This window comes from Nonomuraea sp. NPDC050786 (assembly GCF_040654115.1).
GTDB lineage: Bacteria > Actinomycetota > Actinomycetes > Streptosporangiales > Streptosporangiaceae > Nonomuraea.
In genome coordinates, this window is the sequence record NZ_JBFAHJ010000001.1 from 293,621 (window position 1) to 305,593 (window position 11,973).

Annotated in this window: 14 protein-coding genes; 8 read left to right on the plus strand and 6 right to left on the minus strand. The window is 71.0% G+C overall.

Annotation, left to right across the window (positions count from 1 at the left end; genetic code table 11):
• Window positions 1-17 precede the first annotated feature (17 nt).
• From AB0H84_RS01560 to AB0H84_RS01570, 3 genes are read right to left on the minus strand one after another with little or no spacing between them, the layout of a single operon-like run.
• Complete coding sequence (locus AB0H84_RS01560; RefSeq protein ID WP_357596480.1) at window positions 18-1,022, minus strand: CehA/McbA family metallohydrolase; 1,005 nt, start codon at window positions 1,020-1,022, stop codon at window positions 18-20.
• 19 nt (window positions 1,023-1,041) lie between these two features.
• The gene (locus tag AB0H84_RS01565) at window positions 1,042-1,443 is read right to left on the minus strand and encodes a hypothetical protein (RefSeq protein ID WP_357596483.1); all 402 of its coding nucleotides are present in this window, start codon (window positions 1,441-1,443) and stop codon (window positions 1,042-1,044) included.
• A 37-nt stretch (window positions 1,444-1,480) separates the two neighbouring features.
• Window positions 1,481-2,893 carry an MFS transporter gene (locus tag AB0H84_RS01570; protein ID WP_357596486.1) on the minus strand — a complete coding sequence of 471 codons (1,413 nt, stop codon included), beginning with the start codon at window positions 2,891-2,893 and terminating at the stop codon, window positions 1,481-1,483.
• Window positions 2,894-2,941: 48 nt separating this feature from the next.
• Between AB0H84_RS01570 and AB0H84_RS01575 the strand changes: the two genes are divergently transcribed.
• Both AB0H84_RS01575 and AB0H84_RS01580 read left to right on the plus strand, forming a co-directional pair.
• On the plus strand, window positions 2,942-4,342 hold the full coding sequence (locus tag AB0H84_RS01575) for a cytosine permease (protein ID WP_357596489.1): 1,401 nt from the start codon (window positions 2,942-2,944) through the stop codon (window positions 4,340-4,342).
• Between the two features lie 37 nt (window positions 4,343-4,379).
• Window positions 4,380-4,838: a hypothetical protein gene (locus tag AB0H84_RS01580; protein WP_357596491.1), complete on the plus strand. Its 459-nt coding sequence runs from the start codon at window positions 4,380-4,382 to the stop codon at window positions 4,836-4,838.
• A gap of 4 nt (window positions 4,839-4,842) precedes the next feature.
• Here the strand turns inward: AB0H84_RS01580 and AB0H84_RS01585 are convergent, their stop codons facing one another.
• Complete coding sequence (locus tag AB0H84_RS01585) at window positions 4,843-6,642, minus strand: alkyl sulfatase dimerization domain-containing protein (protein WP_357596494.1); 1,800 nt, start codon at window positions 6,640-6,642, stop codon at window positions 4,843-4,845.
• A gap of 120 nt (window positions 6,643-6,762) precedes the next feature.
• Here AB0H84_RS01585 and AB0H84_RS01590 point away from each other — a divergent pair, with 120 nt between their 5' ends.
• The 3 genes from AB0H84_RS01590 to AB0H84_RS01600 are packed head-to-tail and all read left to right on the plus strand — an operon-like array spanning window position 6,763 to window position 9,147.
• Complete coding sequence (locus tag AB0H84_RS01590; RefSeq protein ID WP_357596497.1) at window positions 6,763-7,398, plus strand: HAD family phosphatase; 636 nt, start codon at window positions 6,763-6,765, stop codon at window positions 7,396-7,398.
• Between the two features lie 33 nt (window positions 7,399-7,431).
• Entirely contained in the window at window positions 7,432-8,370 is a 939-nt protein-coding gene (locus AB0H84_RS01595; protein ID WP_357596500.1) for a ribose-phosphate pyrophosphokinase, read from the plus strand.
• Window positions 8,371-8,418: 48 nt separating this feature from the next.
• Complete coding sequence (locus AB0H84_RS01600) at window positions 8,419-9,147, plus strand: nucleotidyltransferase (protein WP_357596503.1); 729 nt, start codon at window positions 8,419-8,421, stop codon at window positions 9,145-9,147.
• Here the strand turns inward: AB0H84_RS01600 and AB0H84_RS01605 are convergent.
• Entirely contained in the window at window positions 9,116-9,688 is a 573-nt protein-coding gene (locus AB0H84_RS01605) for a helix-turn-helix domain-containing protein (RefSeq protein ID WP_357596506.1), read from the minus strand. The two genes, AB0H84_RS01600 and AB0H84_RS01605, sit on opposite strands and share 32 nt — an antisense overlap.
• Before the next feature lie 78 nt (window positions 9,689-9,766).
• On the opposite strand from AB0H84_RS01605, the gene AB0H84_RS01610 reads away from it, so the two are divergent.
• Genes AB0H84_RS01610 through AB0H84_RS01620 form a run of 3 tightly spaced genes read left to right on the plus strand, consistent with a single transcriptional unit; the run spans window position 9,767 to window position 11,366 of the window.
• Complete coding sequence (locus tag AB0H84_RS01610) at window positions 9,767-10,396, plus strand: NAD(P)H-dependent oxidoreductase (RefSeq protein ID WP_357596509.1); 630 nt, start codon at window positions 9,767-9,769, stop codon at window positions 10,394-10,396.
• Window positions 10,393-10,707 (plus strand): multidrug efflux SMR transporter, encoded by a 315-nt coding sequence (locus AB0H84_RS01615; RefSeq protein ID WP_357596512.1) that lies wholly within the window; start codon window positions 10,393-10,395, stop codon window positions 10,705-10,707. The genes AB0H84_RS01610 and AB0H84_RS01615 overlap by 4 nt, the downstream gene beginning before the upstream one ends.
• A gap of 20 nt (window positions 10,708-10,727) precedes the next feature.
• Window positions 10,728-11,366, plus strand: a complete 639-nt coding sequence (locus tag AB0H84_RS01620; protein WP_357596515.1) for a maleylpyruvate isomerase N-terminal domain-containing protein — start codon at window positions 10,728-10,730, stop codon at window positions 11,364-11,366.
• Window positions 11,367-11,378: 12 nt separating this feature from the next.
• Here AB0H84_RS01620 and AB0H84_RS01625 read toward each other — a convergent pair whose 3' ends face one another.
• Window positions 11,379-11,945, minus strand: a complete 567-nt coding sequence (locus tag AB0H84_RS01625; protein WP_357596518.1) for a TetR/AcrR family transcriptional regulator — start codon at window positions 11,943-11,945, stop codon at window positions 11,379-11,381.
• Window positions 11,946-11,973 lie beyond the last annotated feature (28 nt).

Here is an 11,973-nt window from a genome sequence, read left to right on the forward strand (position 1 = left end):
CGACAGAGTCCGGCTATTCAGATGAGGATGATCGGGTTGGTGAGGGCCGCCATCTGACCGTCGGGATGGCGTACCTCGATGCGGACGAACACCGACTCCTCCGCGCTGGTGCGCCACTCCAAGGTGCCCGATCCGGCGTCGGGCAGCGATTCGCGGTGCACCTTGCCGCGATCGGTGTGGAAGCTGACAGTGCCGGACGGCACGCCGCGTACGTCCAGCCGCACCACGGCCGGTGCGCCGGAGGTCTCCAGGCGTTCGCCGATGCCGGCGCTGCGATCAGCGGCGGAGACCTCGAACGACAGCGCGACCGTGGCCGATTCGGCGATCCAGCTGCGGCCGGCGCGGACGCCGGCGAGGACCGCCTCGGTGCTCAGCTCCTCTGCCAGCACGACCGTGTGCGGCGTGCCGATCTGGCCCTCGAGATGGGTGTCGCTGTTGCCTACGGCCGGCCGCCAGCGTCCGCCGAGAATGTCGCAGGTCAGGTTGCGTCCCCATTCGGCCAGTGCCGACTCGTTGTCCGCGTTCCACGGCAGGCTGGAGGTCCACAGCCCGTTCCAGACCTCCACCGCGTCGAACCCCTCGTACGGGTACATGAAGGCGCCGGAGGGGTACGGCGCGTGCGGGTGGGCCGCCACGCATGTCCCACCGGCCTGATGGACCTGATCGAGGTGTCGGTCGATCACGCCGTCCCGTACGCCGTACCGCCAGTCGATCACCTGCCCCGGTCGGATGCCGAGCGCCAGCCAGTGGCCGGTCTGGGTGGTGGCCTCCTGGCCGAGGATCACGAGCAGATCGTCACCGGCGAGCGCGCCCCAGGCGCCGTGCGCGTCGGAGGTGTTGTGCTCGGTGGTCGCGATGAAGTCCAGCCCCGCCGCGCGGGCGGCGGCCGCGAGCTGCTCCGGTGTCAGCTCTCCGCCGTGCGAGAGCTCCGAATGCACATGGCAGTCGCCTCGGTACCAGCCACGCCCCCGGCCGGGCACCCGCTCGGGCGGGAAACGCAGCTCCGCCGTTCCGTGATCCATGGCCCTCCACGGTAGGGGATCAGCCGCGTTCGGAAGCTTCGAATACTCGTGCGGTCGGATCGGGCGCCCCGTCGTCCCTGAGGCGGTCGGTGAGGAGGAAGCCGGGCAGTTCGAACGCGGAGGCCTCGCTCAGGAAGAAGGTCCCGCCGGCGAGGCCGGGATCCCAGCCGAGCGCCAGGGCGTGGTCGATGACCTGCCGCACGTCGACCGGCGTCGGGTAGGAGGAGTCGCTCGCGCAGCCCCACGGCAAAATCGCCTTGGACAGCAGGTCCGCCTCGAGCACCCGGCTGTTCTTGCCTGCGCCCCAGATGCGCAGGCGGACGCACCGGTGACAGTCGCGGTCACCGGCCACGTGGTGGATCCGGCCGCTCCACACGAACTCCCGCCCGCCCGCGTACAGCTTGCGCAGCCTCGCCCGCACGCCGCCGCCTCCTCCCCGTCGACTCTGTTCCCCAGCATCATCGCGCGGTCTGCTGGGTGCGGGCGAGGTCGTAGGCGGCGGCTGACAGCGCCAGGAGGATGAAGAGCAGCAGCACCATCAGGCCGTGGCGGAACGCCACCGGCCAGCCCTGGTCGAGGGCGCCGAAGAACGTCGAGCCGACCGCCGCGATCCCGACGGCCGAGCCCAGGCGCTGGCACGTCTGCAGGACCCCCGCCGCGCTGCCGCCGCCCGCGGGCGGGACCTCCGACAGGGTGATGGCCTGGTTCGGCGAGATGACCAGGCCGCTGCCGATGCCCGCCACCAGCAGGGGGAGCGCGGTGGCCAGGCCCACGCCGCGGCCGGGGACCAGGGCGGTGGCGGCCATGGTCGCGGAGACGCCGATGATGACCGTGGTCAGGCCGAGGGCGACCAGGCGGCGGCCGAGGCGGTGCACCAGCCGCCCGCCGACCACGCTGGCCGAGGCGGAGCCGAGGGCGAACGGGGTGATCGAGAGGCCGGCCTGCAGGGGGTTGTAGCCCAGGCCGCTCTGCAGGTACAGGGTGAAGATGAAGAAGATCCCCGTGAAGCCGGAGAAGTAGAGCAGGGCGATGGCCGAGCCCAGGCTGTACGAGCGCTTCCTGAAGAGCGCCAGGTCGACCAGCGGCTCGCGGCGGTAGAACCGCTCCCACGTCACGAAACCGGCCAGCACCAGGAACGAGAGGGGAATGAGCACCCACTTGGCGTTCCCCTCCCATTGGTGGCGCTGGATGAAGGGCAGGAGCAAGCCCGTCACTCCGGCGCCGAGGAGCAGGACGCCGACCGGGTCCATGCTCTCCCGCCGCTCCCGCCGCGGCACGGCGTCAGGGGCGGGCAGTACGCGCCAGGCCAGGGGCAGCAGGATCATCCCGATCGGCACGTTCACCAGGAACACCCATCGCCACCCGTGGTCGGCCCCGAAGACGGTGACGAGGGCGCCGCCGATCAGCGGGCCCGCGGCGGTGGAGACGCCGATCGTGGCGCCCAGCGCGCCGAACGCCCGGCCTCGCTCGTACCCGCGGAACATCTGCTGGATCAGGCCCGAGACCTGCGGGTTCAGCGTCCCGGCCGCCATGCCCTGCACCAGCCGGGCCGCGATCAGCACGTTCGTGTCCCAGGCGAGGCCGCACGCCGCGCTGGACAGCGTGAACAGCGTCACGCCCCACATGAAGAGCGCCCTGCGGCTCCTGGCGTCCCCGAGCCTCCCGGCCGGGACCAGCAGCAGCCCGAACGTCAGGGCATAGCCGGACAGCGTCCACTGGAGACCGCCCTCGCTCGCGTGCAGGCTCGCCCGGATCGACGGCAGTGCCACGTTGACGATGCTCACGTCCAGCCCCGTCATGAACGCCGCCACCAGGCACACCGCCAGTGCGTGCCTGCGCGTGTCCGCCTCGGACGCTCCCATTCCGCTCATAGTTCTCCTTTCTCCCCAAAAGACGGGTAACGTCCGGTCATGCATTCGATGACCGTTGAGCAGAACGGCATCAACGCCGTTCCCGAAGCCGAGCGGCGCGGCCGCCCCGGGGATCTGTTCTGGCCCTGGGCGGGCTCCAACCTCTCCCTGTTCGGCGTCGCGTTCGGGGTGTACATCGTCGGCCTCGGCCTGGGCGTGGTCCCGGCGATCATCACCGGGACCGTCGGGTACGTGCTGTCGTTCCTGCTGGTCGGCCTGGTCGCCATCGGGGGGACGCGGTCGGGCGTGCCGACGATGACCCTGGGACGGGCGCCCTTCGGCTACCAGGGGAACAAGCTGCCCGCCGTCTTCTCGTACATCTCGAACGTCGGCTGGGAGATCGTCCTCGTCACGCTCTCCGCACAGAGCGGCGCGGCCATCCTGGCCCGGATCGCGCCCGGCCTCCCCGCCACGACGGCGACCGCCCTCTGCTTCGCCGTGGCCGCCGTCGTGGTGGTCGCGGTCGGCGTGTACGGCCACGCCATGATCATGGCGGTGCAGCGGTACCTGACGTACGCGTTCGTCGTGCTGACCGTCGTCTACATGATCCTCATGGCGCCGAAACTCGGCGGGTCGCTGGAGAGCACCGCGGGACCCGGCGGATGGGTGGGCGGGGTCATCTTCGCCATGACGCTGCTGGGGCTCGGCTGGGTCAACTGCGGCGCCGACTACTCCCGGTACCTGCCCGCGAACTCCCGGCCCAGGTCGGTGGCGCTGTGGACGACGCTGGGCGGCGTGCTGCCGCCCATGGTGCTGCTCGTGTTCGGCGTGCTGCTGGCGGGCGGCGATCCGAAGCTGGCCGAGGCCGCCGGGGGCGATCCGGTGGGGGCGCTGGCCGGGGCGCTGCCGACGTGGTTCCTGCTGCCGTACCTGCTGACCGCCATCGGAGGCTTCCTGGCCGGGGCGATCATGGACATCTACTCGTCCGGGCTGTCGATGCTGGCCCTGGGCGTGCCGATCAGGCGGCACTACGCGGTGCTGATCGACGGTGTCCTCATGGTGCTCGGCGGGTACTACCTGCTGTTCGTGTCCGACAGCTTCCTCGGCACCTTCCAGGCGTTCCTGGCGATCATCGGTGTGGTGATGGCGGCCTGGGTGGCGATCTTCCTGGTGGACATGTGGCTGCTGCGGGCCGGCGGCCGGTCGTACGACGAGCGGCTGCTGCGGCGGGGCGCGCCCGCGCTCAACGGGGCCGGGCTGGTGTCGCTGGTCGTGGCGTCGGTCGTGGGGCTCGGGCTGATCACCTCGGCCGATCCGTACATCGCCCATGTGGTCGGCTTCCTGATGAGCGACGAACTGGAGAAGAGCACGTTCGGGGCGGCCAACATCGGGGTGGCCATCGCCCTCGTGCTGGCCGGGATCCTGTACTTCCTGATCACGACCTTCATGCGGCGGCGTCGCGGCGCGTGACCTCGGCCAGGTCCGTTGTTACTGTGGGTGAGTAATGATGGACGTTCCGTCGCGGTTGCTGCGGTGGGCGGTGCACGCCACCGCCTGCGTGCTTCTCGCGATCGCCGTGGTGAGCTCGCTGCGCGAGGGCCGCGTCGCCGTGGCCGTCGGCGGCGTGCTGCTCGGCCTGGCTTACGCCGCCGGCTGCCTGGCCGTGGTCCGGGCGCGGGGGCCCGTGTGGCTCGGGCTGGTGACGGCCGGCTGGCTGGTGCTCGCCGCGGTGGCGCCGCCGTTCGTCTGGCTGGCGTTCCCGCTGCTCTTCGCGTACCTGGAGCTGCTGCCGCTGTGGGCGGCGATGTTCGGGGTGACGGTGGTGACGTCGGCGGCGATCCTGGCGGCGGCCTGGCACGCCGGCGAGCTGACCATGCCGCTCGTGGTGGGCCCGGGCTCCGGGGCCGCCGTGGTGACGCTGCTGGTGCTGGCCTGCAGAGCGCTCGAGGTCGAAGGGCCGGAGTGACGGGTCAGGCCGTCACGATGGCGAAGTCCGGCACCGGCCGGTCGAGCACGGCGACCAGCCGCCGCAGGGCCGCCGTGTCCCCCTCGCGCTCCACGCCCTCGACGCCCTTGCCCGACAGCAGCCCCACGAGCTGCTCCTTCGTCAGCCGGAGCGTCAGGTCCGCGCTCTCGCCCGCCGGCTGCCGCTGATGGATGAGCGCGCCGTTGGACAACGTCGTACGGTGCCGCTCCCCCAGATCGGTCAGCTCCCAGTCGATCGACAGCCGCTCGTTCCAGGCGCGGGGTCCGTCCACGCGGATGGCGAGCGAGTCGAAGATCTGCTCCACGGTCAGCGCGGTGAGCAGGTCGGGCGAGGTGGCGTCCACGGTGGCCGGCACGATGCCCTCGGACAGCTCCAGGGCGCCCATGAGGTAGAAGTTGCGCCACGTGGCGTTCTCGGCGCCGTGGCCGAGCCGGGTGTAGACCTCGGCGAGCAGGTCGCGCGCCTCCTTGTTGCCCTCGTCGGCGAAGACGGCGTGGTTGAGCAGCTGGGCGGCGAAGCGCAGGTCGTTCTCGCGGACGTAGCGCCTGGCGAGTTCGACCACGCCCGAGCCGCCGCCCAGGCATTCGACGTACCGGACCGCGCTCTCCCTCGGCGGGTGCTCCCACAGCCGCGCCGGATTCCCGTCAAACCACCCCAGGTAGCGCTGGTAGATGGCCTTGACGTTGTGGCTGACCGAGCCGTAGTAGCCGCGCGTGTGCCAGGCCTCCTCCAGCCCGGGGGGCATGTGCAGGGCCTCGGCGATCTCGGGCCCGGTCAGGCCCTTGTTGAGCAGCCGCAGGGTCTGGTCGTGCAGGTACGCGTACATGTCCCGCTGCTGCTCGAGGAAGCGCACGATGCCGTCGCGGCCCCAGGTGGGCCAGTGGTGCGAGGCGAAGGCGACGTCGGCCCGGTCGGCGAAGAGCGAGATGGCCTCGTTCAGGTAGCGCGCCCAGAGACGGGCGTCGCGGACCTGCGCGCCGCGCAGGGTGAGGATGTTGTGCTGGTTGTGGGTGGCGTTCTCGGCCAGGCAGAGAGCGCGGCGGTCGGGGAGGAGGAGGTTCATCTCGGCGGGGGCCTCCGTGCCCGGTGTGAGCTGGAAGACCAGCGGGATCCCGTCGACGGTCTCCTCCTGTCCGGTACGCGTGACGTCCAGCGTGGGCGGGATGAGCGACACGGTGCCCGTCGAGGTCGTCATGCCGAGGCCGCAGCCGATCTGGCCCTCGGGCGAGCGGGGCAGCGCGGGGCCGTACATGTAGACGGCCCGGCGGGTCATGGCGGGGCCCGCGTAGACGTTCTCCGCCACGGCGTGTTCCATGAAGCCGGCGGGGGCCAGGATCGGCACGTCCCCGTCGGTGACGCCGCGTACGCCGCCGAAGTGGTCCGCGTGCGAGTGCGTGTAGAGCACGCCGGTGACCGGGCGGTCGCCGCGGTGGTCGCGGTAGAGCCTCAGCGCGGCGGCGGCGCACTCGACGGAGATCAGCGGGTCGATCACGAGGACGCCGCGCTCGCCCTCGACCAGGGTCATGTTCGACAGGTCCAGGCCGCGTACTTGGTAGACGCCCTCGGTGACCTCGTACAGACCCTGCCTGGCGCAGAGCCGGCCCTGCCGCCAGAGGCTGGGATGGGCCGTGTCCGGGCACTCTCCCTGGAGGAAGTCGTACGAGTCGTTGTCCCAGATGACCCTGCCATCCGCCGTCCTGATCACTGCCGGGCTGAGCTTCCCGATGAAACCGCGGTCCGCGTCCGCGAAGTCGCCCTTGTCGTGAAATGGAAGGTCTGCCATGCCAAGCCGAGTGCCCGAGAATCAGCCCGGATAGCCCAATAAATCGCCCTAATAGCATGAATCTAGGGCAATAAGGACGTGCCGGGAGCCGTGTGGTTGGCTTGTCGGGTGGAAGCGTGTGTGTTCGACCTTGATGGCGTGCTGGTGGACTCCGAGCCGGTGTGGGAGGAGGTGCGGCGGGCCTTCGTCGCCGAGCACGGCGGCACGTGGCAGGCCGACACGCAGTCCAGGCTCATGGGCATGAGCACCCAGGAGTGGGCCGCGTACCTGCACTCGCTCGGGGTGTCGCTGTCGCCCGACGAGATCGCGCGGAGGGTGGTCGACCAGATGGCCGCCCGCTACCGCGACGAGGTGCCGCTGATGCCGGGGGCGGTGAAGGCGGTGCGCCGCCTGCACGAGTCGGTCACGCTGGGGCTGGCCAGTTCGTCCCCGCGTACGCTGATCGACGTCGTGCTGGAGGCGGCCGAGCTGACGGAGTGCTTCGCGGCCACCGTCTCGACCGAGGAGGTCGAGCGCGGCAAGCCGGCGCCGGACGGATACCTGGAGGCGGCCCGGCGGCTCGGGGTCGATCCACGGGAGTGCGTGGCCGTGGAGGACTCCAGCAACGGGCTGCGCTCGGCGCACGCGGCGGGCATGCGCGTGATCGCCGTGCCGCATCCGCGCTATCCGCCCGCGCCGGACGCGCTGGCCCTGGCGGGGCGCGTCCTGCCCGACCTCGACGCGCTGACCGCCGAGCTGCTGGGGTCGCCCTCATGAACGTGCAGGCCAGGGGGCTATGCTTACGAAATCGTGCGAGACATCACGGTTTTCAGCGGCAGCGCCCATCCTGAGCTGGCCGAAGAGATCTGCAGCCACCTGGGCACACCTCTCCACCCGGTGCGGATAGAGCGCTTCGCCAATGACGTGCTCGAGGTGCAGCTCCAGGCCAACTGCCGGGAGCGCGACGTGTTCCTCATCCAGCCGCTCGTGCCCCCCGTACAGGAGCATCTGGTCGAGCTGCTGCTGATGCTCGACGCGGCCCGGGGCGCGTCGGCGGCGCGGACCACCGTGGTGCTGCCCCACTATGCCTTCGCCCGGTCGGACAAGAAGGACGCCCCGCGCATCTCGATCGGCGCGCGGCTGGTCGCCGACCTGATGGTGACCGCGGGCGCCAACCGGGTGCTGGCGATGACGCTGCACTCGCCGCAGGTGCACGGCTTCTTCAGCGTCCCCGTCGACCACCTGCACGCGCTGCGCGAGCTGGCCGCGCACTTCCGCCAGTACGACCTGTCGAACACGGTCGTCGTCTCCCCCGACCTCGGCAACGCCAAGGAGGCCGCCCACTTCGCGCGCCTGCTCGGCACCGGGGTCGCGATGGGCGCCAAGCAGCGCTTCAGCGACGACCGCGTGGTGATCAGCTCCGTGATCGGTGAGGTCGAGGGCAAGGACGTGATCATCCTCGACGACGAGATCGCCAAGGGCAGCACGGTCATCGAGCTGCTCGACCGGCTGCGCGAGCGCGGCGCGCGGACGGTCCGGGTGGCGTGCACGCACGGGCTGTTCGCGAGCGGGGCGGTGGAGCGGCTGAGCGCGCTGCCCGAGGTCGTGGAGATCGTCTGCACCAACACCGTGCCGCCGCCCAAGCCCAGCGAGAAGCTCACCGTGCTGTCGATCGCGCCCGCGCTGGCCGAGGCGATGCGCCGCATCCACGACGGCGAGTCGGTGAGCGCGCTCTTCAACGCCTCGTGATCAAGAGCGACCTTCCCACTCAGCGGCCGATGGATCATAGTGGCCACTATGCACGCAGCGACTCAACGACTGCTGAGCGACTTCCTCCAGGGCATCGAGCAGACCGTTCCCCTGGTCGCGTTATGGGCGCACGGCTCGCTGGCCACCGACGACTACCAGCCCGGGCGTAGCGACCTGGACCTGATCGCGGTCGTCGGCATGCCGGTGACGATGGAGCAGTGGCGCCGCATCAAGGCCGTCCACCGGGGGCTCGACCAGCCGCTGGCGGCCCGGCTGCACTGCTCGTACATGGCCAGGGAGGAGCTGGCCGATCCCGACGCCGAGCACGTGACGTGGGCGCAGGAGCGGATCTTCCGCCGCCCCGTCACCGCCATCACCCGCCGCGAGCTGCACGACGGGGCCCTCCAGCTGTACGGCCCGCCGCCCGCCGGCCTGCTGCCACCGGTGTCCGACGAGGAGGTGGCCGAGTTCGTACGGGCCGACTTACGCGACTTCTGGCTCGTCAAGACGCGCGGGCGGCGGCGCTGGCTGCGCGACATCTGGGTGGACCTGGGGATGCTGACGGTCGCCAGGGCCACGGTCACGCTGCGGGAGGGGCGGCTGATCAGCAAGCGGGAGGCCCTGGACGTGCTCGTCGAGCTGGGGGCGCCGGAGAAGGTGGTGGCCGACGTGCGGGCCCGCCGGTACGGCACGGCGGCGCCGGTGCTGAGCCGCTTCAGGAGGGGCAGGCTGGCCCGCGCGTTCATCAGATCGGCGATCCGCAAGGCTCTGGCCTGAGGATCGCCGCGAGCCTGGCCAATGCCTCGGTGATCTGCTCCGGGGTCAGCCCGCGCTCCGAGCGCTGGTAGCCGTAGACCTCGGGGGCCAGGGGCGCGAGCAGGACGTCCACCAGGGCGTCGGGGCCCGGGGTGCGGGCCTCGACCACGAGCGCGCGCACGTGCGCCCGCCAGAACCCGTACGCGCCCGTCTCGAAGCGCGACCGGCCCACCTCCGAGCCGAGGACCAGGTGGCGGTGGTCCTCCAGCAGGCGCACCATGGCGGCGTAGAACGCGGCGAGCCGCTCGACGGGCGGCGCTCCCGGGCCGAGCGGCGGGTCGCCGCGCAGCAACCGGTCCTGCAGCGCCCGCTCGTGCTCGTCGAGCAGCGCGACGGCGATCGACGCCCGGTCGGGGTAGCGGCGGTAGAGCGTGCCCCGGCCCACTCCCGCCTTCCTGGCGATGTCGTCCATCGTCACGTCCTGCGGGGACCGCTCCGCGAACAGCAGCGCGGCCGCCTCGAGGATCCGCGCTCGGTTGCGTGCGGCGTCGGCTCTTTCCATGCGTCCATTGTAAGTGGACATTGCGTCCGGTTATAGTGAAGTGGACAGCATGTCCGCTTAGAGTCGCAAGGAGAGATCATGCTGCTGCATCTGGACGCGAGCGCACGCCAGGCGGGGTCGTTCTCGCGGAGGCTGTCCGCGGTGTACGCCGAGACGTGGCGGGCGGCACATCCCCGTCGCCCGTACGCGTACCGGGACCTGGCCGCGCAGCCGGTCCCGCACATCGGCGAGGCGTGGACCGAGCTCTGCGACTACATCCTCGAGCACGAGATAACCGACATTTCGCGCTATCGGGAGGCGGTGCGTACGCCCGCCCAGCGGCAGGCGTGGGCCATCGTGGAGCCGCTGCTGGACGAGGTGGTGGCGGCCGAGGTGATCCTGATCGGCACGCCGATGTACAACTATGCGATTCCCTCGTCGCTGAAGGCCTGGCTGGACCAGATCACGTTCCCCAAGATGTCGCTCGAAGGCCGCTCGTTCGTGGTGACGAGCGCGCGCGGCGGCGCGTACGGCCCCGGCACGCCGCGCGAGCCGTACGACCACCAGGAGCGCTACCTGCGCGACTTCTTCAAGGGCCACTTCCGGGTCGAGGACGTGACGTTCATCCACGCGGAGCTGGTCAACGCACGGCTCGACCCGGCGCTGGCGCACCTGCGCGACCGGCACGAGGAATCCCTGGCCGCGGCGCTCAAGGACGCGGCCCGATGAACTGGCTGATCCTGGCCCTGGCCGGCCTCATCGAGGTGGCGTGGTCGCAGAGCATCAAGCCGACGCAGAACTTCACCAGGCCCGTGCCCACGCTCGTCTGCCTCGCGCTGATGGCCGCCGCCGTATGGCTGCTCTCCCAGGCGATGAACACGCTCCCGGTCGGCACCGCGTACGCCGTCTTCACCGGCATCGGCGCGGCCGGCGCGATCACCCTCGGCATCGTGGTCAACGACGACCCCGTCTCACTGGGCAGGATGGCGGCGCTCGCCCTGATTGTCGGAGGGATAGTCTTGGCCCGAGTTACCACCTGAAACAGGGGAAAGGGCGTCAAATGGGGGGAATCAGGCAGTCCTATCTGGTGGCCGCGGCATCAGCGGTTTCACTGCTGCGCGCTCCGGCGGTGGCGGCGGCCTGGGACAAGCCGAGCGCGCTCACCGAGTTCAGCGTCGGAGGGCTGGCCGGGCACCTGGCCCACCAGCTCGTCAGGGTCCGTGACGTGCTCGCGCCCAACGGGCAGCCGCAGGAGCCGATCGGACTCCTGGAGCACTATTCGAGGTCGCCGTGGGTGCAGGCGGGGCTCGACCACGAGAGCAACGTGAGCGTCAGGCGCGGCGGCCAGGCGGCCGCGGCGGACGGCGCCGCGGCGCTGGCCGACAGGGCGCAGGCGCTGCTCGACCTGCAGAGCGCCGCCCTGCCCGCCGAGCCCGCCGACCGGGTCGTGGACCTGCCGTGGTCGGGCTGGGCCCTGCGGCTGGACGACTTCCTGCTGACGCGGCTGGTGGAGCTGGTCGTGCACTCGGACGACCTGGCGGCGAGCGTGGGCCTGGACACACCGGAGCTGCCCTCGTCGATCATCGATCCGGTGGTGGAACTGCTGGCCCGGCTGGCCGTCCACCGGCACGGGGCGACCGCGGTCATCCGCACCCTGAGCCGCGCCGAACGCGCCCCGGCCACCATCAGCGCCTTCTGACCGCACCCACCGTCAGGACGTGATCATGCGGAGGGCCGTGACCACCTCGCGGCCCGACAGCGCGCTGTCCGGGTCCAGCAGCCACTGTGACAGGAACCCGGTCAGCATCGCCTGGTAGACCGTCCCCACCAGCCGCTCCCGCTCCGGATCGCTCCCCGGCTCCAGCCCCTCGAAGAGCTCCGCCAGCCCCACCCGCGCCTCCTTGATGGAGCGCACGAGCTGCTCGCGCACCTCGGGCACGTGGTCGATCTGCCCCAGCAGCTCGAACTGGGTCACCCACAGCGGCCGGAGCCTGGAGAACGACTCCGTCACCCGGTCCCAGGCCGCCTCGAAGCGCTCCAGCGGCGTCGCGTCCGCCTTGACGTCGGCCGCCAGGGTGGCCCCGAGCTCGTCCCCCCACTCCCGCATCGTCTCGAAGAGCGCCTCGTTCATCAGCGCTTCCTTCGACTTGAAGTGGTAACCGATGCCCGCCAGGCTCACCCCGGAAGCGTTGGCGATGTCGCGCGCGGTCGTCCGCGAATAGCCCTTCTCGATCAGGCACCGCTTCGCCCCGGCCAGCAGATCTTCCCTGTTTCCCATGCCCGGAGACTAGCACAACTGTCTTGAA

Excerpts from the sequence above, each read along its gene's own strand:
- AB0H84_RS01560 (WP_357596480.1), bottom strand. The coding sequence starts at position 1,022 with ATGGATCACGGAACGGCGGAGCTGCGTTTCCCGCCCGAGCGGGTGCCC.
- AB0H84_RS01570 (WP_357596486.1), bottom strand. The coding sequence starts at position 2,893 with ATGAGCGGAATGGGAGCGTCCGAGGCGGACACGCGCAGGCACGCACTG.
- AB0H84_RS01575 (WP_357596489.1), top strand. The coding sequence starts at position 2,942 with ATGACCGTTGAGCAGAACGGCATCAACGCCGTTCCCGAAGCCGAGCGG.
- AB0H84_RS01580 (WP_357596491.1), top strand. The coding sequence starts at position 4,380 with ATGGACGTTCCGTCGCGGTTGCTGCGGTGGGCGGTGCACGCCACCGCC.
- AB0H84_RS01585 (WP_357596494.1), bottom strand. The coding sequence starts at position 6,642 with ATGGCAGACCTTCCATTTCACGACAAGGGCGACTTCGCGGACGCGGAC.
- AB0H84_RS01600 (WP_357596503.1), top strand. The coding sequence starts at position 8,419 with ATGCACGCAGCGACTCAACGACTGCTGAGCGACTTCCTCCAGGGCATC.
- AB0H84_RS01605 (WP_357596506.1), bottom strand. The coding sequence starts at position 9,688 with ATGGAAAGAGCCGACGCCGCACGCAACCGAGCGCGGATCCTCGAGGCG.
- AB0H84_RS01610 (WP_357596509.1), top strand. The coding sequence starts at position 9,767 with ATGCTGCTGCATCTGGACGCGAGCGCACGCCAGGCGGGGTCGTTCTCG.
- AB0H84_RS01615 (WP_357596512.1), top strand. The coding sequence starts at position 10,393 with ATGAACTGGCTGATCCTGGCCCTGGCCGGCCTCATCGAGGTGGCGTGG.
- AB0H84_RS01620 (WP_357596515.1), top strand. The coding sequence starts at position 10,728 with ATGGGGGGAATCAGGCAGTCCTATCTGGTGGCCGCGGCATCAGCGGTT.
- AB0H84_RS01625 (WP_357596518.1), bottom strand. The coding sequence starts at position 11,945 with ATGGGAAACAGGGAAGATCTGCTGGCCGGGGCGAAGCGGTGCCTGATC.